Origin of the sequence: Butyrivibrio sp. AE3003, from assembly GCF_000686065.1 — a bacterium.
GTDB lineage: Bacteria > Bacillota > Clostridia > Lachnospirales > Lachnospiraceae > Butyrivibrio > Butyrivibrio hungatei_A.
In genome coordinates this window covers 718,155-738,721 of record NZ_JMLX01000001.1, presented here as the reverse complement: position 1 = coordinate 738,721, position 20,567 = coordinate 718,155, and the positions used below count along the sequence as shown (strand labels likewise).

General features: G+C 42.5%; 14 protein-coding genes and 2 pseudogenes. 1 reads left to right on the top strand and 15 read right to left on the bottom strand.

Going from position 1 to position 20,567, the window contains the following annotated elements; all coding sequences use genetic code 11:
- Positions 1-18: 18 nt before the first annotated feature.
- The 11 genes and pseudogenes from CD00_RS0103580 to CD00_RS0103530 all read right to left on the bottom strand — a co-directional run bounded on the left by CD00_RS0103580 (position 19) and on the right by CD00_RS0103530 (position 12,818).
- On the bottom strand, positions 19-2,487 hold the full coding sequence (locus CD00_RS0103580; protein ID WP_026654679.1) for a homocysteine S-methyltransferase family protein: 2,469 nt from the start codon (positions 2,485-2,487) through the stop codon (positions 19-21).
- A 31-nt stretch (positions 2,488-2,518) separates the two neighbouring features.
- Positions 2,519-3,553 (bottom strand): acyltransferase family protein, encoded by a 1,035-nt coding sequence (locus tag CD00_RS0103575; RefSeq protein WP_026654678.1) that lies wholly within the window; start codon positions 3,551-3,553, stop codon positions 2,519-2,521.
- Between the two features lie 33 nt (positions 3,554-3,586).
- The gene (locus tag CD00_RS0103570; protein ID WP_034468357.1) at positions 3,587-4,165 is read right to left on the bottom strand and encodes a hypothetical protein; all 579 of its coding nucleotides are present in this window, start codon (positions 4,163-4,165) and stop codon (positions 3,587-3,589) included.
- Positions 4,166-4,178: 13 nt separating this feature from the next.
- Complete coding sequence (atpC, locus tag CD00_RS0103565) at positions 4,179-4,604, bottom strand: ATP synthase F1 subunit epsilon (protein ID WP_026654676.1); 426 nt, start codon at positions 4,602-4,604, stop codon at positions 4,179-4,181.
- Between the two features lie 3 nt (positions 4,605-4,607).
- Positions 4,608-5,999 carry a F0F1 ATP synthase subunit beta gene (gene atpD / locus CD00_RS0103560; protein ID WP_026654675.1) on the bottom strand — a complete coding sequence of 464 codons (1,392 nt, stop codon included), beginning with the start codon at positions 5,997-5,999 and terminating at the stop codon, positions 4,608-4,610.
- A pseudogene (atpG, locus tag CD00_RS17100) lies at positions 5,996-6,941 on the bottom strand (ATP synthase F1 subunit gamma). The gene atpD and the pseudogene atpG overlap by 4 nt, the downstream one beginning before the upstream one ends.
- Complete coding sequence (atpA, locus tag CD00_RS17095; RefSeq protein WP_051594274.1) at positions 6,928-8,439, bottom strand: F0F1 ATP synthase subunit alpha; 1,512 nt, start codon at positions 8,437-8,439, stop codon at positions 6,928-6,930. Before atpA ends, atpG begins: the two are co-directional and overlap by 14 nt.
- A gap of 268 nt (positions 8,440-8,707) precedes the next feature.
- Positions 8,708-9,199, bottom strand: coding sequence for a F0F1 ATP synthase subunit B family protein (locus tag CD00_RS0103545; protein ID WP_081670596.1), 492 nt, complete (start codon positions 9,197-9,199; stop codon positions 8,708-8,710).
- Positions 9,200-9,223: 24 nt separating this feature from the next.
- Complete coding sequence (gene atpE, locus CD00_RS0103540; RefSeq protein WP_026654672.1) at positions 9,224-9,442, bottom strand: ATP synthase F0 subunit C; 219 nt, start codon at positions 9,440-9,442, stop codon at positions 9,224-9,226.
- A gap of 22 nt (positions 9,443-9,464) precedes the next feature.
- Positions 9,465-10,154, bottom strand: a complete 690-nt coding sequence (locus CD00_RS0103535) for a F0F1 ATP synthase subunit A (protein ID WP_051199075.1) — start codon at positions 10,152-10,154, stop codon at positions 9,465-9,467.
- 138 nt (positions 10,155-10,292) lie between these two features.
- A complete protein-coding gene (locus CD00_RS0103530) occupies positions 10,293-12,818 on the bottom strand; it encodes a DUF342 domain-containing protein (protein ID WP_026654670.1) in 2,526 nt (841 codons plus the stop codon).
- A 247-nt stretch (positions 12,819-13,065) separates the two neighbouring features.
- Here CD00_RS0103530 and CD00_RS0103525 point away from each other — a divergent pair, with 247 nt between their 5' ends.
- Positions 13,066-13,821 (top strand): hypothetical protein, encoded by a 756-nt coding sequence (locus CD00_RS0103525; RefSeq protein WP_026654665.1) that lies wholly within the window; start codon positions 13,066-13,068, stop codon positions 13,819-13,821.
- Positions 13,822-13,903: 82 nt separating this feature from the next.
- Here the strand turns inward: CD00_RS0103525 and ppdK are convergent.
- The 4 genes and pseudogenes from ppdK to CD00_RS0103505 form a co-directional block, all read right to left on the bottom strand.
- Positions 13,904-16,733, bottom strand: a pseudogene (gene ppdK / locus CD00_RS21335) (pyruvate, phosphate dikinase).
- Positions 16,734-16,889: 156 nt separating this feature from the next.
- On the bottom strand, positions 16,890-17,789 hold the full coding sequence (locus CD00_RS0103515; protein WP_034461951.1) for a glycerophosphodiester phosphodiesterase family protein: 900 nt from the start codon (positions 17,787-17,789) through the stop codon (positions 16,890-16,892).
- Between the two features lie 110 nt (positions 17,790-17,899).
- On the bottom strand, positions 17,900-19,228 hold the full coding sequence (locus tag CD00_RS0103510; RefSeq protein ID WP_026654663.1) for an MFS transporter: 1,329 nt from the start codon (positions 19,226-19,228) through the stop codon (positions 17,900-17,902).
- Between the two features lie 124 nt (positions 19,229-19,352).
- On the bottom strand, positions 19,353-20,531 hold the full coding sequence (locus CD00_RS0103505; RefSeq protein ID WP_026654662.1) for an iron-containing alcohol dehydrogenase: 1,179 nt from the start codon (positions 20,529-20,531) through the stop codon (positions 19,353-19,355).
- Positions 20,532-20,567: the final 36 nt, after the last annotated feature.

Here is a 20,567-nt window from a genome sequence, read left to right as displayed (position 1 = left end):
CCTCCAAAATCTATTCTATTAGTCTATGCTTAAAATCTGTTTTACCAGTCTCACTGCATCTGCGGCATCGGTTGAATATCCGTCCGCTCCGATCTCTTCCGCGTAATCGGGAGTCACAACGGCACCCCCTATTATTATCTTGGAATCAAGATTTTCTTCATGAGCAAGGTCGACAACGTTTCGCATCTCTTTCATTGTTGTGGTCATAAGTGCGGAAAGAGCGATTATGCTGGCGTTATTTTCTTTTGCGGCCTTTACTATCTCTTCCTTGGGCACATCTTTTCCAAGATCGATCACATTGAATCCGTAATTTTTAAGCATAAGTGCTACCAGGTTCTTACCTATATCGTGAATATCTCCGTGCACAGTAGCAATAACAATTGCAGGAAGTTCCTTGCCGTCATCATCGTCGCCTTTAAGAAGCGGCTCAAGATAAGCGATTGAAAGTTTCATCGCCTCAGCTCCGGCTATAAGCTGCGGAAGGAAGTATTTGCCCTTGTCAAAAAGGTCACCCACTTCGTTGATCGCAGGCATCAGGACAGTGTCCAGAATAACCCTCGGCTCGATTCCCATATTCACGGCTTTTTCGGTGTTCTTAACGATGCTGCGCTTAGAACCCGTGAGCACATCTTTTTTTATTATATCAAGAATGTCTTCATTAGAGTTAGTGGTGATTTTAACCTCTTTTCCCGAAGGTGCACCACTTTCATTCTTCATTTCATATCTTTGCATCCTCCGGATGTAGCGAAGATCGGCGCCTTCTTTCTTCTTAAGAAGGTCTGATGCAAACGCTGCATTTACCAGCATTTCCTGAGAAGGATTGGCAATTGCCATCGAAAGTCCCTTCTCTATTGCCATGGTCAAAAATGCCGTATTTACGTTACTTCTCTGAGGAAGTCCGAATGAAATATTTGAAAGTCCGCATATCGTAGCGAAACCGTTTTTATAACAATAATCAATTGTATCAAGCGTATTGAGCGCCGCAGCGGGATCCGCTCCGACTGTCGCAACAAGACCGTCAACAACAATGTCCTGCTTTGTCATGCCCATATCTTTTGCCATCTCGGAGAGCTTAACGATATTGCCAATCTTCTCTTCGGTGTTCTTGGGAAGCCCCTCCGGATTAAGCGGAAGAAGGATGAACATAGCTCCGTATTTCTTCGCAATCGGAAGAAATACCTCGGCTTTACCCTTCTCAAGTGATATGGAATTCATAAGCGCTCTTCCCGGATACCTTCTGAGAGCCGCTTCCATAACCTCCGCGCTACTCGTATCAAGGCAAAGAGGAAGATCTGTTATGGAAGTAACTTCCTCCATAACCGTGAGCATCATGCCCTTTTCATCAATTCCGCTCATACCGACATTGATATCAAGAATAGACGCTCCGTCTTCTTCCTGTTTCTCGGCAAAGTCGATGACCATATCAAGATTGCCCTCGCGGAGCTGTTCCTGAAGCTTCTTCTTACCTGTAGGATTTATTCTCTCACCTACTATCATGAAAAGATCGTCCATTCCAAATGACAGACTGCTTCTTTCTGAAGATAGATATCTCTTTGAAGCATCTTTTCTGCGAATGGGATTTCCTTCATCATCTCTTATCGTAGAAGGCTTTAGATCGCCGTATCTTTCCTTAAGTCCTCTTATAAAGTCGGGAGTTGTTCCGCAGCATCCACCAAGGACAGATGCACCCGCATTTATAAGCTTCTCCATCTCAATTACAAAAGTTTCGCAGTCCATGTCATACTCGGTGTTTCCGTTTTCATCGACTGAAGGAAGTCCTGCGTTAGGTTTTGCAATGATCGGAATACTTGTTACAGAAGCCATATTTCCAATGATCTCAACCATCTTATCGGGTCCCGTCGAGCAGTTCGCACCTATCGCACATGCGCCGAGAGCTTCCAATGTTATTGCACTTGCCGCAGCATCCGAACCAAAGAGCGTTCTTCCGTCCGCCTCAAAAGTAAGAGTAACCATTACCGCAAGATCGGACACCTCTTTTGCCGCAATAAGCGCAGCTCTGCATTCCTGAAGGCTCATCATCGTCTCAACAACAAGAAGATCACATCCTGCGCTCTCAAGTATTCTTATCTGTTCTTTATAAACATCTACAAGTTCTTCAAAATCAAGGTCGCCAATAGGCTTAAGCTGCTTTCCCGTCATGGTAAGGTCGCCTGCAACAAGCGCTCTTTCGCCGACCGCCTCCTTGGAAAGCTTGACCAGTTCGGAATTTATTTCTTCAATTCTTCCTTCAAAGCCATAGTCTGCAAGCTTTATCCTGTTTCCCGTAAAAGTGGGGGCATAGACAATATCAGAGCCCGCATCTGCATATGCACTCTGAAGTTTTTTCATTACATCCTTATGATTAAGAATCCAGTCTTCAGGGCACACTCCGACCGGCATTCCCGCTTTAATGAGATTGGATCCCGTAGCTCCGTCAAGAAATATTATCCTGTCTTCGCTAAATTTCAAAAATTCTTCTCTGGTCATAGATCATTTTCCTTTTACACAAATCTTTTGCTCAAAAACTATCGGGGCAACATAAAAAAAACATCAAGCACAATATCATCACCAACACAGGTTTAACCCACATTGACGGATAAGGAATCACCCCACTGTATGATAATCTATCAAGTACCGCAATAACAAGTACATGATAATAGTAAATTACATCGGAACTCTTTTTACCAATCTTATACAGAAACTTTCCGTAACCGGCTTCGCACTCGGACAAAAGAAATATTCCGATAACAGCTATAAGCGAGCCTATATAGACTTCTTTTTTCCCAAAAATAAAAGTCTCTGCGACCGAACAGGCTATCCCTGCCGCGATCATAAGAATAAATACGGGCTTTTTCTTTGCCATCACTTCAACATAAGAATCGCCGTATTCCTGTTTCTTTTTCCTGAAAATATCAGATAAAAGAATTCCTGTAAGCACAAACGGAAGGCCGACAAACAGCCAGTTTCTCATAACATACCACGTTGTAATGCTGATATCAAAAGGCCTTATCGGATAATAAGTCTGAAGCGCCTCTCCAAAATATAACATAAAAAGAAGGCCTGCGATCAGCCATTTGTACCATTTTCTGAGAACTCCCGCAAATATATAGATCAGTCCGATTGCATAAATGAGTGCAAAAAGAAACCACATATGATCGAACGTAAATACAGAGTCATAAACAAAAGTACCGGAATTAAAAAGTACAAACCAAAGCGCTTCCTTCAGAGAGTATTTGGATACAAGCCACTCTTTGATCGAATCGCCAAGATAAATATGAATTAAAAGAGAAAATACAAAATAAACGGCATAGACAATCCCCGTTATCTTAAGTAACTTAACGATATATCTTCCGCTCTTTTCCCTTATCTTATCTGTATCTTCATCCCCGTCTCGTAAAAGAAATCTTCCGGATAGTGCAAAGAAATAAGGCACCGCTATTCTGCTTACGGCATCCATCGCTGTTCCAAAGTTTCCGGGAAACCTTGTATGTATCACGATAACCAGCATGCATGCTATAAAATTTACAAGATATAAGAATTTGTTTTCTTTCATTATTTTGGCCATTTCAGAAAAGAAGCACTGATATTACTCAGTGCTTTCTGTATCTTCTGTAACTTCTTCTGTTTCTTCAGCTTCGTCATCGTCACTAATAGTGGCAAATTTGAATGCATCTTCGGTAGTTACCGAAACGCCTTCATCCGTGGGATTTTCCCCGTGAAGAACCTGCAACATTATGAAGGTTCTTTTATTTGCACGTTCGTAATACTGACTTGCAAGAGATAAGCTCTCTTCATCAAACTCATTGTCATATGCTTTGTGATAGCATTCATTCGCCATCTGCATATAATCTTTTGCCTCGGATGCAATATCCGCAATACCTGAAAATTCATTTGGAACTTTGAGATCCCCCATAGCCTTATAAGCCTCATTCATCTCATCAAGGTAACCGAGAAGTTCCTCTTTTGCAGAGTCGGAATCAGGATTTATACCGTTTATCGAACTGTCATACTCCGCAAGTTTGTCGTAAAACTCCGACATACTTGTCTTATACGCAGAAAGAGCACTATTCTCTTTCTTCCCACACCCCGTCATAATTGTTAACACCATAAAAAATGTCATACTAAAAACAACATTAACAATCTTGAATTTTCTCTTCTTTTCCAAAACAATCTCCATATCAATCAACGTATTTTGATGCAGCCTTAAGTCTTGTAAGCGCTCTTGCAAGACCGGCCTGTGATTTCTTGAATTCCTTAATGGACTGCTTCTGCTGCAAATGTTCCATCGCGAATTCATAAGCCTCCCTAGCTCTCTGTTTGTCGATATCCTCGGGTTTCTCTACAGTATTTACAAGCACGATACATCTGTTGTTTGCAACCTGAACAGAACCAAGACTAACCACACCATAAAGCCACTCCCCACCGGGCTTTTTAATCTTGATCACACCGTCAGATAACGCAAGGATCATTTCCTCATGATTGGCAAGTACGGCGAGCTCACCGTCTGCGCAAGGTAAAATGATCTCTTCCGCCCTGTCGTCATAAAATATTCCGTTGACGGAAATTACCCTCAGTCCGAAGGTCATTACCTTATTACCATTCATATTTTATGCCTCTATCTGCTTTGCTTTTTCAACGACTTCCTCAATAGTACCGACGTTGAAAAATGCAGCTTCAGGATACTCGTCCATCTCACCGTCAATAATGGCCTTGAAGCCTTTAATGGTATCGGCAAGAGGTACAAACTTTCCTTTTATACCCGTAAACTGTTCAGCAACATGGAAAGGCTGAGACAAAAATCTCTGAATCTTTCTTGCTCTGTAAACAGTAATCTTATCTTCATCACTAAGTTCCTCCATACCGAGGATTGCGATGATATCCTGAAGTTCTTTGTACTTCTGGAGTATTTCCTGCACCTTGATCGCAGTCTCATAATGCTCTTTTCCGACAATGTCCTCTTCAAGGATTCTGCTTGAAGATTCAAGAGGATCGACCGCAGGATAAATACCCTGCTCAACGATCTTACGTGAAAGAACCGTCGTAGCATCAAGATGCGCAAATGTCGTCGCAGGAGCAGGATCCGTTAAGTCGTCCGCAGGCACATATACTGCCTGAACGGATGTAACCGATCCAAGTCTGGTCGAAGTAATTCTCTCCTGAAGCATACCAAGATCTGTTGCAAGAGTAGGTTGATATCCAACCGCCGAAGGCATTCTTCCAAGAAGCGAAGAAACCTCTGAACCCGCCTGTACAAATCTGAATATGTTATCTATGAAAAGAAGTACATCCTGGTGCTTTACATCTCTGAAATACTCCGCCATTGTAAGACCTGTCTCCGCAACACGCATTCTTGCTCCGGGTGGCTCATTCATCTGGCCGAACACAAGCGCTGTCTTATTAATAACGCCTGATTCATTCATTTCACTCCAAAGGTCGTTACCTTCACGTGATCTTTCTCCAACTCCCGTAAAGATTGAATATCCGCCGTGCTCCGTCGCGATATTCTGAATAAGTTCCTGGATAAGGACGGTCTTACCTACACCGGCACCACCGAAAAGTCCGATCTTTCCGCCCTTTGCATAAGGTGCAAGAAGATCGATAACCTTTATTCCCGTCTCAAGGATCTCAACTACGGGGCTCTGATCGACAAGCCTCGGTGGTTCTCTGTGAATATTCCATTTTTCCAATGTCTTCACGTCACCTTTTTTGTCAATCGTATCTCCGAGAACGTTAAACAATCTTCCAAGGACTTCCTCTCCTACAGGAACACTGATAGGTCCACCCGTGAGATAAACTTCCATATCTTTGCTCAGTCCCTCACTGGGAGAAAGCATGATGCATCTCGCAACGTTGTCACCGATATGCTGTGCAACTTCCATGACACGCTTCTGGTCTTCGACCATTACAAAGAGTGCATCACTGATATAAGGAAGATCGCTGTCCTCAAATTTTACGTCTACAACAGGTCCCATGACCTGCAAAATCTTACCGTTTTTCAACTGTAATTCCTCGTTTTCTGCTTATCTTTGTTTCTCTCTTTGGCTTTTTTGGCATTCTTAAGAGCTTTCGCCCCGCTGACAACCTCAGTTATTTCCTGAGTTATCATTGCCTGTCTCTGCCTGTTATAGGTTCTTTGAAGTTCGGCGATCATTGCCTCCGCATTCTTATTCGCGGAATCCATCGCCATCATTCTGGCACTCTGAACACTGCAAAAAGCCTCAACCAATGCTCCATAAATAAAGCCCGTAACATAATTGGGAACTATATTATCCAGGATTGCCGAAGGGCTTGGCTCCATAAGGAACTCTTCGAGCATGGCTCCGGTCACCGGTTTTTCTCTCTTGATGTCGGTAATGATCTCAAGAGGAAGAAGCTTTTCAAACTTAGTATCAATCTTTGTTCCGTGAACAGTCGTATAAATAATATAGAACTCGTCCAATTTTCTCGAATAGTAATAATCAAGAATCTCCGCAGCTATTTTCCTTGCTCTGTGAAGAGTGGGATTCTGCGACGTAAACATGAATGATTCCTCAATATCAAAATTCTTGGAAAGGAAATGAAAACGGCCGACCTCACCTATGACAAAGAGTTTCCAGTCCCCTTTATCAGCTGCAATCTTCTCTTCGGCAAGCTTTATGACATTGTGGTTATAAGAACCGGCAAGTCCCTTGTCGTCAGTAAAGATGATGTATCCTCTCCTTCGCTCATCCTCGGGGATTTCAAGCCTCGTCTCCAGGAAGATATTATCAACCCCTTCCGGTAAATGTCTTACCAGACGTGAGATCATTGCCTGAGTGGAAAAAAAAGAACGGCTCGGTATCAGTGAGCATCTTTTTCGCCCTTCGAAGCTTTGTAGAAGAGATCAGATACATCGCATTTGTAATTTTTCTGGTATCGTTTACGCTGTTTATACGATCCCTGATTTCTTTAATGGTCGCCACTTTCCAATTCTTCCTTAAGTCTCTTGTTCTCGCTGTCGTTAAATTCATCAACGGCTTCGAGAATTTTCTTCTTTAACTGATCGGACAAATCTCTGCTCTTAGAAAGTTCTTCGCAGATATCGCCCTGTTCCGTATCAAAATAAGCAAGAAGTCTTTCTTTGTATTCCCTGACTTTTTTAACAGGGATCATATCAAGTCTGCCCGCACCTACAGCAACCAGAATGATTACCTGCTCATGCATTGCAAGCGGCTGCTCAAGCGGCTGCTTAAGAAGTTCCATAAGAACATTTCCGTGTGCAAGCTGATTCTTGGTTGTCTCATCAAGGTCTGAACTAAACTGTGTAAACACAGCCATTTCTCTGTACTGTGCAAGATCCACTCTTATACTTCCCGCTGCTTTTTTCATTGCTTTGGTCTGAGCCGCGCTACCTACACGAGATACGGAAAGTCCTACATTAACGGCAGGTCTCATTCCTTCAAAAAACAGGTCACTCTCAAGGAAGATCTGTCCGTCCGTAATAGATATAACATTGGTAGGAATGTATGAAGATACATCACCCGCCTGCGTCTCAATGATAGGAAGTGCAGTAATTGAACCTCCTCCAAGCTCCGATGAAAGCTTACTTGATCTCTCAAGCAATCTTGAGTGCAAATAGAATACATCTCCGGGATACGCTTCTCTTCCCGGCGATCTCTCAAGAAGAAGCGAGATTGCTCTGTATGCAACGGCATGCTTGGAAAGATCGTCATAAACAATAAGGCAATCCTTACCCTGATGCATGAAATACTCAGCCATTGCTGTTCCTGAATACGGCGCAATATACTGAAGCGGCGCCATATCTGAAGCTGTTGAGCTTACAACTATCGAATAGTCCATAGCTCCCGTCTTCTTAAGTGTCTGTATGATCTTTGAAACGGTAGATGCTTTCTGACCGATCGCAACATATATACATATTACGTTTTTGCCCTTCTGGTTAATAATGGTATCAAGGGCAATCGATGTCTTACCGGTCTGCCTGTCACCGATAATAAGCTCTCTCTGTCCGCGTCCTATAGGGAACATGGTATCAATAGACAAGATTCCCGTTTCCATAGGCTCGTTTACGGACTGTCTCTCAATAATTCCGGGTGCCGGCTGTTCAACCGGTCTGTATCCGGATTCCTTGATATCTCCAAGTCCGTCAATAGGCGTTCCGAGAGCATCTATTACTCTTCCGATAAATGCTTCTCCGACAGGTATTCCGGCTTCCTTGTAAGTTCTGACAGCTCTTGTTCCCTGTCTGATGCCTGTATCGTTACCAAACAGGATACATCCGATGTGATCTTCACGTATATCCTGGGCCATACCTTTGGTTCCGCCTTCAAACTCGATGATCTCGCCATAGAAAGCATGCTCGATACCGTCGATATTAGCGATTCCGTCTCCAACCCAGGTTACCGTTCCGACTTCTCTGTCACCAATTGCAAGATCAAAGTTCTCAACTTTGCTGCTGAGCATGCTGATGATCTTGCCGGTTTCTCTGTCTCCGGTCTTCCTGCTTAAGTTATTTAATTCTGCACGAAGCTGCCTTGCTCTTCCCGCATCGGACCAGTCGTATTCAAAGTTCTTGCATGATACGATGAATCCGCCTCCGATAGAAGTGTCCTGAACAAGTTCCATATCAATTTCCGGAACGTCAAACTTCTTAAGGAGTATTCCCTTTATCTTGGAAAGCTGTTCCTCACTGGGAGCAATGCCCGCGTAGCGCAGTTTAGCTTTCAATAATTCACTCATTCTTTGCTCCGGCTTCGTTTATAAATTTGTCGTATAATTCTTTGTCGTCGGCAGCACTGTGCTTGGTAGCGGCAATCTTGGATGCCGCATCTATAACCATATCTGTAAGCTGAGCTGCGTATACCTCTTTGGCACGTTCATTCTCAACTTCGGCATTGTGCTTAGCCTCAACAATAATCTGATCGCCCTTTTTCCTGGCGTCATTAACAATACGCTCATATTCCGCATATCCCTGCTTCTTGATGTCGCCAAGGATCTGCTCTTTCTCTTCATCAACATGAGCAATCTTTTCTTCATATTCTTTTTTGGTCTCAAACGCTTCCTGTTTAGCGGCATCTGCCGCTTTTGTAGCGCTGTCCACTTCTTCTCTTCTCTGCATGAGAATAGCGTCGACCCTGCCGAAAAGAAATTTTTTCGCCAGCAAATACAAAAACAAAAGATTAAATATAGTTAAACCAATTTGTATCCAATCTACATTTAACACGTCGTAACCCCTTTTTGTCGATAATTATTTGAAAATAATAATCATAATAGCAACTACAAATCCGTAGATAGCTGTAGCCTCTGCAAGTGCACAACCCAAAAGAAGAAGCTTCATTATCTTACCGTCAGCTTCCGGCTGTCTTGCAACCGCATCTGTAGCTTTTGCAGTAGCTATACCGATACCAAGTCCTGCTCCTAATCCTGTGAATGCAGCTATAGCTGCTCCTATTGCTGTTAAATCCATTTTATTTCCTCCTTGTGCCGTATTATTCAACGGCTTCTTTAATGTATAATGACGTCAAAAAGACAAAGACATATGCCTGGATTGCTCCGTCAAATATGTCAAAATACAAGCTAAACATTGCCGGTACGATTACCGGTGCGACAGCTTTGATAAGCTCCATGATAACCGTAGCTCCGAGAATATTACCGAAAAGTCTCATGCAAAGAGACAACGGTCTTATAAGAAGCTCCAAAACATTCATGGGTGCGATCACAGCCATTGGCTGTGCAAAGCCTTTGAGCCAGTTCCTGAGACCTTTCTTCTTAAAGCCTGCGGCTTCAACAAGAATAATGCTCATGATTGAAAGCGCTATCGTCACGTTAAGATCCATGGTCGCAGGTACAACACCAAATAATCCGACCATATTGGAAAAAGCAATGAATATAAGCACCGTAGCAATATAATCGGCATATCCCATTGCCTCTTCTCCCAGCATTCCGCCGGTAACACCTCTTATCCATAACACAAAGCTTTCAACCGCAGCCTGGCGTTTTGAAATATTATGTACCTTAAAATCCCTTGTAAGGATTAGCATAAGAATAAACAAAACAAGCATAACCACCCATGTCAGGACAACGGACTTATATATTTCCAAAGTTCCGCTTCCGACGGGAATTCTAAGGAACGTTTTATCTTCCATCAAAAGTTCATTAAGAATCTCTTTTAAATCCATAGCGTATACCTTCCCCAAAAATATACAATAATTATAGAAAATCCACTTTAATAATGCAATGTAAAAAAAAGCCTTAACTTTGCTTAATTTGGTGTTTTGGCAAAGTTAAAGCTTTTGATATTATTTTTGTACCATGTTTTACATTACTTCTATACTGTCTCTGTCGGCGCTTGCTTTGATCGTCAATTTATCATATGTCTTTCTGTCTTCCTCAATTCTAAGTACCATTCTGTCAATGACAAACACCGTTCCGGAATAAGCAACTTCGGTAATTGTTGCTCTTGCCTCGCTTCCTTTGTCAATTTCAGCCTGGACCTTACTCTTTTTCGCTTCAAGGTCTTTTATCTTGCCTTCCTTCATTCCTATCGCAGCATTAACCTTGATCTTCCATTGCATCCTCTGTCTGTCGGCGGATGCATCCTCGGAAAGCCTGTCTCTTTGCACTTTAAGGCTGTTAAGTTCCTCTTCCTCTCTGCTTATTGCTTTGTTGATATTGCTGAGCTCAGCAAGTATGGTATTGTTTACGCCAAGAGTGACAATGGTCTTTGCACCGGCTTTGTTTCCGACTGACGCCGTTTCAATTCCAAAAAGACTCTGAACACTTCCTCCGTATATAGTTCCCACTCTTCCATATGTTCTGATAAGTCCGCTCGCGACGACATTGCAGTTTATGAAATAGTTAGCGGAAATATTTTTTCCGCTTATCGTTACACCCTCAAAGAATTTCGCCGAGACATCTCCCTTTGCTTTTATCGAGCCTCTGATGGGACATGTCGCACCCCCTTTAATGATAACATTCCTTCCGCTAACTATTTCAGAGCTTTCCATATGGCCGCCTATTATCACGTCTCCCGACGCATTAATATCACATCCGGAATGAACATCTCCGGTTACATATACAACCCCGTCATAAACAATCTTATTATCGGTTATCTTTACTTCGGGAAGTATCATAATCTTTTCGATATTTATCACTCCGTCGACCATGCTGATGGCACCGGAGTATTTTGCAACATAAGTAACCCTGTCATTCAGTATCATAAATCCCTCGCCTTTTAAGATTGGGATTTCTTTACCGTTTCTTGCCCGCAGAGCTTCTCCGTATACGTTATATCCGTCTTCTCCTTTTTTCGCCTTGTGATATATTGCAATCTTATCGCCGGCCTTAACCTGCTTGATTGCTTCGATATTCGAAAGATCCGCCGTTCCGTCATTCAATATCACAGGCTCCTGCTCCTGCTCCATATCCACCAAGAATTCATAATAGCCGTCAACTCCGTTAACAGCGGCTTTTCCTGCGGCAACAACATATTTCTCATTATGATTTAAGTTACTTAGCATATTTGAAATTGCTTCTTTGTTGATTCCCGCCATTATTCTGCACTGAACAAGGAAGCTCATGATCAGATCTTCAGTATATACTGCGCCGTCATTTCGCGCAGGAAGCTTAATCCAGCATATCATCTCATCGGAAGTAAACGACAGAAACTCATCCCTGTTTTCAAGCATGTAGTTAAGAAGAACAGTTTCATTGGGAACACCGTCAGTCCTATCAAGCACTTCTTCATCATGTACTCTGTGCCCTACAAAGCCATATCCCTCTCCCAATATGCGTTCTCTTATGCGACGCATATCACGGGCAGTGTACATCATCGATGAAAATGCGCTGATATCAAGTCCGTCTTCTATACCGAGTCTGAGCTCTCTCATCTGATCGGCCTGATAAAGAGGATTGGTATATGGAGTAATATCAATCTGATGCTCAAGTCCTATGCGCATCTCATACATCTGTTGCCAGCCATACGACGCATCAGCATATCTTCCGACGTCGATGCCGTTCTCAAGGCCTATCCTGATTTCTTTTATCGCATCGCTTCTCATATCCGGATTGATATATTTATCTATAGATATTTTTTCCTTAAGACATATTCTTATCTGCTCAATCTGCTCCGCATCATACTTTTCCCTTACATACTGACTTATATCTACATTATCCTTATACGCGGCATGCAGTTCTTCAAGTATGCTCGCATTGTAACTGCGTATCTGAGCCTCATCAAAGAAAAGTCCGTCTTCCGCACTTTTTCTGATCGCTCTCATTTTCATGTAAGGAATATCAACAGAAGCGTATTTAGAGATATCAATTCCCGCTTCGAGACCTTTTCTGATCTCACGCATTTGAAGGCTGTCAAATGCCGGGTCCTGAAAGAAAATGATAGGAACACCTTCTCCCCTGCTGAGGCCGATGCGGAGCTCTCTCATCTGATCCGCAAGGTATTCCCTCTTTGCATATGCAGATACATCAATTCCCGCAGCAATTCCCTTTCTTATCTGAGAAATCTGCTGAACATCAAATCCCTGTTCTCTGTATGAACTCATATCGATGTTCTGAGTCATTTCAATCCTGAGCTCTTCCATCTCAGTCCACGATTTTCTGGGATCCATATATTTTGCAACATCAACTTTATCATTGATACCCTTTCGTATCTCTGAAAGCTGAAGTGCATTAAAATTAAGAGCCCGAAGCTTATCAGCGTCAGCCCCTAATTTTTTGCACATCTCTAGTTCTCTCTCCAACGCACTCTTATTAAGCGAAGAGAGACCGGAGTAAGACATCGTTTCATTTTCAAGATCAAGTTCTAAATCAAGTTCCTGAGCATCCATAGATGTCACATCTCCCAACCGGTCATGGAATATCGGCCTGCAATGCACTATCAATTATCTATTTCTTATAACAATTTTATCATTATTACATTTACCGCTCAAGAACTAATTAATCTCCCCTTATAAACCCAGTTCAAATCTGTGTTTATTACGCAAACGATAAAACAGTTAATTTTTTAATAGCATTTTCAAATATTATGTGCTAGAATGAAACGAGTTTTTATTTTAAATTTAGGAGAGAAAAGTTATGAAAAAGAAATTATTGGCAACAATGTTCGCACTTGCATTAGCAACAAGCTCTGTTGCTTGCGGAGCTCAGAAAGTTGAGCCTGCAACAAACAACAATGCAGAAAGCGAAGCATCCGCTGAAGCAGCACCTTCTGATTCTTCAAACGAAAACGCTGCAGAAAGCACATCTTCAGAAAGCTCTGACGCAAGTGATTCCGGCGAAAACATTTCAGGTGTTGTAAACGGAACCACATATGAAAACAAGTTTTTTGGGGTTAAGTTTTCTTTAGGCGATAACTACAAATTTGCAAATGCTGAAGAGCTTCAGACATTAAACAGCACAATAACAGATCTTGATGCATTCAAAGATAACAAAGCTGCAAAGAAAGCTCTCGACAGCGGTAGTATTATGGTAGTAACTTACGCTGTTGACGGAACAACAGGCAAAACACTTAATGTTGTTCTTCAGAGTGTAGGTTCACTTGCAGGAGCACTTGCAAATGAGCAGTCAATTATGGAATCTCAGAAAGAGCCTTCAATTTCAGCTCTTGAAGCTCAGGGATTAACAGATGTAACTGCCGAGATGGAGACAGTTAAGTTCTTAGGCGAAGATCATCCTTCACTTGTACTTAATGCAAAAATAAACGGCACAGTTCTGTACCAGAGATGTATCTGTCTTATCAAAGACGGTTATATTATAACTTTCACAGGATCGGGACTTGAAGCCGATAACTATGACTCAGAATTATTAAGCGCAGAAAAAATAGCTGAATAATTTAAATATTTCACTTCTAAAAAAGAGCCTCACACAAATGTGTGAAGCTCTTTTCTTTTAGAATCTTATCTGATAATCATTATCAGTTCTTCTTTGAGCTATTGTAAACTTTCTTAGCTTCCTCAAGTCCAGCCTTAAGTCCAGCAAGTCCTGCCTTAGCAACCTCAGCTGATGTCTCAGCAAGTTCCTTAGCAATAACTGTAGCCTTCTCAGCAGCATCCTTGAGCTTTTCCTTTGTCTCGTCATCTACGATGTTCTTTGAACCGCAGCATGCGCTCTTCTCAGCGATAGCAGCCTGTGCAGCAGCAAGTCTTGCAACAGGTACACGGAAAGGTGAGCATGATACATAGTCAAGACCGATCTTGTGGCAGAACTCAACTGATGAAGGATCACCACCGTGCTCACCACAGATACCAACGTGGAGACTGGGATTTACGGGCTTACCAAGCTTAAGTGACATCTCCATAAGCTTACCAACACCAGTCTGGTCAAGCTTAGCGAAAGGATCGTTCTCGAAGATCTTAGCATCATAGTAAGCATCAAGGAACTTACCAGCGTCATCACGAGAGAATCCGAATGTCATCTGTGTAAGATCGTTTGTACCGAAGCAGAAGAAGTCAGCTTCCTTAGCGATTTCGTCAGCTGTAAGAGCAGCTCTGGGGATCTCAATCATTGTACCAACTTCGTACTCAAGCTTAGCGCCTGCAGCAGCGATCTCAGCGTCAGCTGTCTCTACTACTACCTTCTTAACGTTCTTAAGCTCCTTAACTTCGCAAACAAGAGGAATCATGATCTCAGGCTTAACGTTCCAATCAGCGTGTGCCTTCTGTACTTCAAGAGCAGCACGGATAACAGCCTTAGTCTGCATCTTAGCAATTTCAGGATATGTAACTGCAAGACGACATCCTCTGTGACCCATCATAGGGTTGAACTCGTGAAGAGAATTGATGATAGCCTTGATATCTTCTACGCTCTTGCCCTTAGCATCTGCAAGCTTCTTGATCTCGTCCTCTGTTGTAGGAACGAACTCGTGAAGCGGAGGATCAAGAAATCTGATTGTAACAGGATTTCCTTCAAGTGCCTCATAAAGAGCTTTGAAGTCGTTCTGCTGATAAGGAAGAATCTTATCAAGTGCAGCTTCTCTCTCTTCTACTGTATCTGAACAGATCATCTCACGGAATGCAGCAATTCTGTCTTCCTCGAAGAACATGTGCTCTGTACGGCAAAGACCGATACCCTCAGCACCAAGTTCTCTAGCCTTCTTAGCATCAGCAGGTGTATCAGCATTTGTACGAACCTTAAGCTTTCTGAACTGGTCAGCCCAAGCCATGATACGTCCGAACTCACCGGCGATCTGAGCGTCTACTGTAGCAATCTGTCCTTCGTAGATGTTACCTGTTGTACCATCGATTGAAATGAAGTCTCCCTCTGTGAATGTTTTTTCCGCCAAGAGTGAACTTCTTGTTTTCTTCGTCCATGTTGATGTCACCGCAACCTGATACGCAGCACTCACCCATTCCACGAGCAACTACGGCAGCGTGTGATGTCATACCACCACGAACTGTAAGGATACCCTGAGCAGCCTTCATACCTGTGATATCCTCAGGAGATGTCTCAAGACGAACAAGAACAACCTTCTCGCCTCTTGCAGCCCATTCTACTGCGTCATCAGCTGTGAATACAACCTTACCGCAAGCAGCTCCGGGAGATGCACCAAGACCCTTTCCGATAGGTGTTGCAGCCTTAAGAGCAGCAGCATCGAACTGAGGGTGAAGAAGTGTATCAAGGTTACGAGGATCGATCATAGCAACTGCTTCTTCAGGAGTCTTGTGTCCTTCATCAACGAGGTCGCAAGCGATCTTAAGAGCAGCAGGAGCTGTTCTCTTACCGTTACGGCACTGAAGCATATAGAGCTTCTTGTTCTCAACAGTGAACTCCATATCCTGCATGTCATGATAGTGGTTCTCAAGAGTATCACATACTTTGATGAACTCAGCGTATGCCTCAGGGAACTCCTTCTCCATCTGAGCGATAGGCATAGGTGTACGAACACCTGCAACTACGTCCTCACCCTGTGCGTTGATAAGGAACTCACCCATAAGCTTATTCTCACCTGTAGCAGGGTCACGAGTGAATGCAACACCTGTACCGGACTCATTGTTAAGGTTACCGAATACCATAGGCATTACGTTAACAGCTGTTCCCCATGAGTAAGGGATATCGTTATCACGACGATATACGTTAGCACGAGGGTTATCCCATGAACGGAATACAGCCTCGATAGCAAGCTTAAGCTGCTCTACAGGATCTGAAGGGAAGTCCTTGCCAAGCTGTTTCTTATACTCAGCCTTGAACTGCTCAGCGAGCTCCTTAAGGTCAGCTGCTGTGAGGTCAACGTCAAACTTAACACCCTTCTTCTCTTTCATCTGGTCGATAAGCTGCTCGAAGTACTTCTTACCAACCTCCATAACTACGTCAGAGAACATCTGGATGAAACGACGATATGAATCATATACAAAACGCTCGAATGCAGGATCAGGATTACCCTTGATCATTGCTGCAACTACTTCATCATTAAGACCGAGGTTGAGGATTGTATCCATCATACCGGGCATAGAAGCACGAGCTCCTGAACGAACAGAAACAAGAAGAGGATTCTGAAGGTCACCGAATTTCTTTCCGTTGATCTCTTCCATCTTCTTAACGCCTTCCATAGCCTGAGCCATGATCTCGTCGTTAATCTTACGGCCATCCTCATAGTACTGTGTACATGCCTCTGTTGTGATTGTGAATCCCTGAGGTACAGGAAGACCAATACTTGTCATCTCAGCAAGGTTGGCACCCTTACCACCGAGAAGGTTACGCATTGTCATGTTACCTTCATTGAACATATAAACCCACTTGTTCGCCATTTTTGTCATACCTTTCTTACCGGTACTATTAAAAACCGGTACCTTTCATGTATTTCTTTTTTATAACTACCGCGGAAACCACTACCGTGAAATAAAAACGCGGATAATTACCGATTTAATAAAATATAAAACCTCTAAATAAAAAACCTCTGAATATTACACTTTTGGCCCCTTTACAGGAACAAAACTGTCAAATATATAAATGTCAAAATTCTGCTCTGCCCTTGCAAGCTCCTCTTCGCTCTTAATAGTCCATGCAGCTGTGACATTTTTATACAGGTGCCTGCACAGCCATAATGACAGGTTACCCGGATATTTGTGATTGTATGATATAAAATCGGGTCTTGTTAAAAAATTCAGAAAAAGATTCGTGAGCGCGAAGTAAAGAAAGCTGTTAAATTCCGAAGGCGACTCCTTATGAAACTCATCGGAGAGCTGTCCTCTCATGATCTGCGGTTTATGCTTTCTATACCAAAGCAAACCGAGCGGATTGAAGGACTCAATGCAATAAACTCCTTTATAAGATGAAAGAAGCGCATCCGCTTTCGAACAAACAGTACAATTTTTAAATTCGATCTTAAGCTCCACAATAAGCGGAACTTTACCGTCTACAAGCGCCAAAAAATCTTCGAATTTGGGGATTTTCTCAACAGAATCAAGAATATGAAACCTTTGAAGCTCTTCATATGTATAGTCAATTACCTTACCCTTAACTCCGAAGCTCCCGTCCTTATTCTTCACTGCATCTTCGGGAATCTCACCCTCTGAATATCTCGCCACTCTGGCAAGAGTAAAATCATGAAAAATAACCGGAACACCATCCTTGGTAAGCTGAACATCACACTCAATCCCGTAGCCGGCATCCACTGCCTTCTTAAAGGCCGCCATAGTGTTTTCCGGTGCATCCGATGAATTGTCATGAAGTCCACGATGCGCATAACGCACACCTAAATGAGGTAATCTGTCAGGTTTATGTACTATCCTCGGCATGATCATCAGCAAATAAAGAACGACCATTATAGGTGCTATTTCGCACAAAACCCTAATAAAAAGCATTAATCCACTTCCTACTGATAATTTTTTAACACGTCTGCTACATATTTTACTTCCTAATTGTTTAATTCGCAACAATTAAATGCGTTAATCGACATTAATTTCATATAATTTTAATCATCAACGTCGAAATTCTCGAGTATATTACCCTTCATATCGGGTCTCGCATCGCCGTGTTTGACCAAAAGCATTGTCAAAAATGCCAAAACTGAAAAGATAAATGCATAAGGGAATAACGTCTTATATGATATATGCTCAAGCAGATATCCCGAGAATACAGGTGTAAACACCTGAGCAGCCATTGAGAACGTATAATATGTTCCCGTGTACTTACCTATCTCTCCCGCTTTACACATCTCAACAACCATCGGATAAGAGTTTACGTTGATCGCAGCCCAGCCTATTCCGACAATTGCAAAAAAGATATTTATAGAAGCTGAAAAATGCGGGTAAAGTCCTGTAATAATGTAGCTTGCAGCCATAAAAACAATTCCGCAAAGAATAGTCTTTTTTCTGCCTATCTTTCCTGATATATATGCAATGGGAATATAACTGAGTGTAGCCGCAACAGTGGCAACAAGAAGGCATGTAGCGTAATCATTGTTGTGAAGATCCCACACAACGCCCACAAAACGCGAAAACGCCGTAGTCACCGCATTGTAAGCCGTAAACCAGAAAAATACCGAGATCAGAAGAAAAATGAGACTTCTTCTCACCTCAGCAGGCATCTTACCATTTGTTTCTTCCCCGGAAATACCTTCGCCATCTTCCGAAGTTTTCTCATCGAAAGCCTCTCCGAAAGACTTAAGGCCTCCCTGTTCTTCTACTTCTTTTTTTATTTTCTTTTCATTTATGGTAAAAAATAATATTACTACGGACACAACCATGCAGATAATAATGCTAATGATAAAAGGCATGTAATCCGTTTTCGCCGGATCCTCCGCCTCTTTTAACAAAACCTTGGTCATGATAAGAACAAAAATACCGCCGACTGTTCCCATAAGATTTATTATCGCATTTCCCGCACTTCTAAGCGGCGCAGGCGTAAGATCCGGCATAAGCGAAACAGCCGGTGATCTGTATATTCCCATAGCAAACAAAATAAAGAGAAGTCCAAACATAAATAAAAGAAGGTTTCCGCTCTTTCTCGCAACAGCAATGAGCGCATACAAAAGAACTACCGACAATGCCGTTCCCACAAGGATATACGGCATTCTTTTTCCTATCTTACTGTCCGTGTGATCCGACAGATTTCCAAACAGCGGTAAAAGAAAAAGTGCAAATACATTATCAAGTGCCATTACAATGCCGGTCGCGGTTTCGCCAAGTCCAAAGCTGTATTTCAATATCTTAGGAATCTCATTGTCATAAAACTGCCAGAATGCGCAGATTGAAAGAAAGGCAAAGCCGATAAGTACCGTTCTCTTATAGTTTAGTTTCATAGTGTATCTCCATATCCCCATTTTTTGTACATTATATTATATATGAAGAATTATCATAAAGAAAGCAGAAGACTGCCGATATGCAACAGTCTTCTGCCATAAACACGCCTAAATATAAGCTTTTTTATACCATCATCTTGTAAATCTTCGTGCAATCATCTTCATTTAGAGTCACGAAACCGCTAATTGTTCCGTTTCTTCCGTCTCCTCTGCAAAGTACCTCAACGAGCTTAGGGATATCCTCTTCTTTTGCGCCAAGCTCTTCAAAGTTCTTTGGCATTCCGATAGAAATAAGGAAGTTTCTAAATGCTTCGATTCCCTCTTTTGCAGTAACTTCGGGATGATCGAAGTCCATCTGGCAGCCCCATACTCTTGTTGCAACCTTTGCAAATCTCATAACGTCGTGATTCATAACATAGCTGAATACCGCAGGCATGGTAACCGCAAGTCCCGCACCGTGCGCACAGTCATAAACCGCAGAGAGCTCATGTTCAATATTGTGGCTGTTCCAGTCCTGACTTCTTCCCACACCACAAGAATTGTTGTGAGCCATCATTCCTGCCCACATAATATTCGCTCTTGCCTCATAGTTATTGGGATCTTCTATTACTCTCGGAGCCTCATGCTTCATTGTAAGAAGGAGCGCCTCGATCATTCTGTCCGTAACTTCAACATCCTTGGTATTGGTAAGATATCTCTCATAAAGATGTGCCATGATATCTGTCACACCGGCAGCCGTCTGATATGCGGGAAGAGTTTGTGTAAGTGCAGGGTTCAAAATACTGAATTTAGGTCTGAGCGCATCGGAACCCACGCCTCTTTTAAACATTCCCTCTTCTTTTGTTATTACGGAATCGGGACTTCCTTCACTTCCGGCTGCAGCGATCGTAAGGATTGTTCCTACAGGAAGAGCCTCTTTAATTCTTTCTTTTCCCTGATAGAAATCCCAGAAATCGCCGTCATACAATGTTCCTGCCGCGATTGCTTTTGAAGAATCTATCGTACTTCCGCCTCCTACAGCGAGAACAAAATCTATTTTTTCTTCCTTGCAGAGCTTTATTCCTTCATATACAAGGCCGCTCCTTGGATTTGGCTTTACACCTCCGAGTTCCTTATAAGAAATGCCCTCTTTTTCGAGAGATTTTTTTACCCTGTCAAGAAGTCCGGAACGCACTACACTGCCCCCGCCGTAATGAATGAGGACTTTGCTTCCGCCAAATTTTTTCACATACTCGCCGGCTGTGTTCTCAGTGTCTTTTCCAAAAACAAAATATGTGGGAGAATAAAAGGTAAAATTGTCCATTTTTTTTCCATTCCTTTCTATATAAGATTCATATAA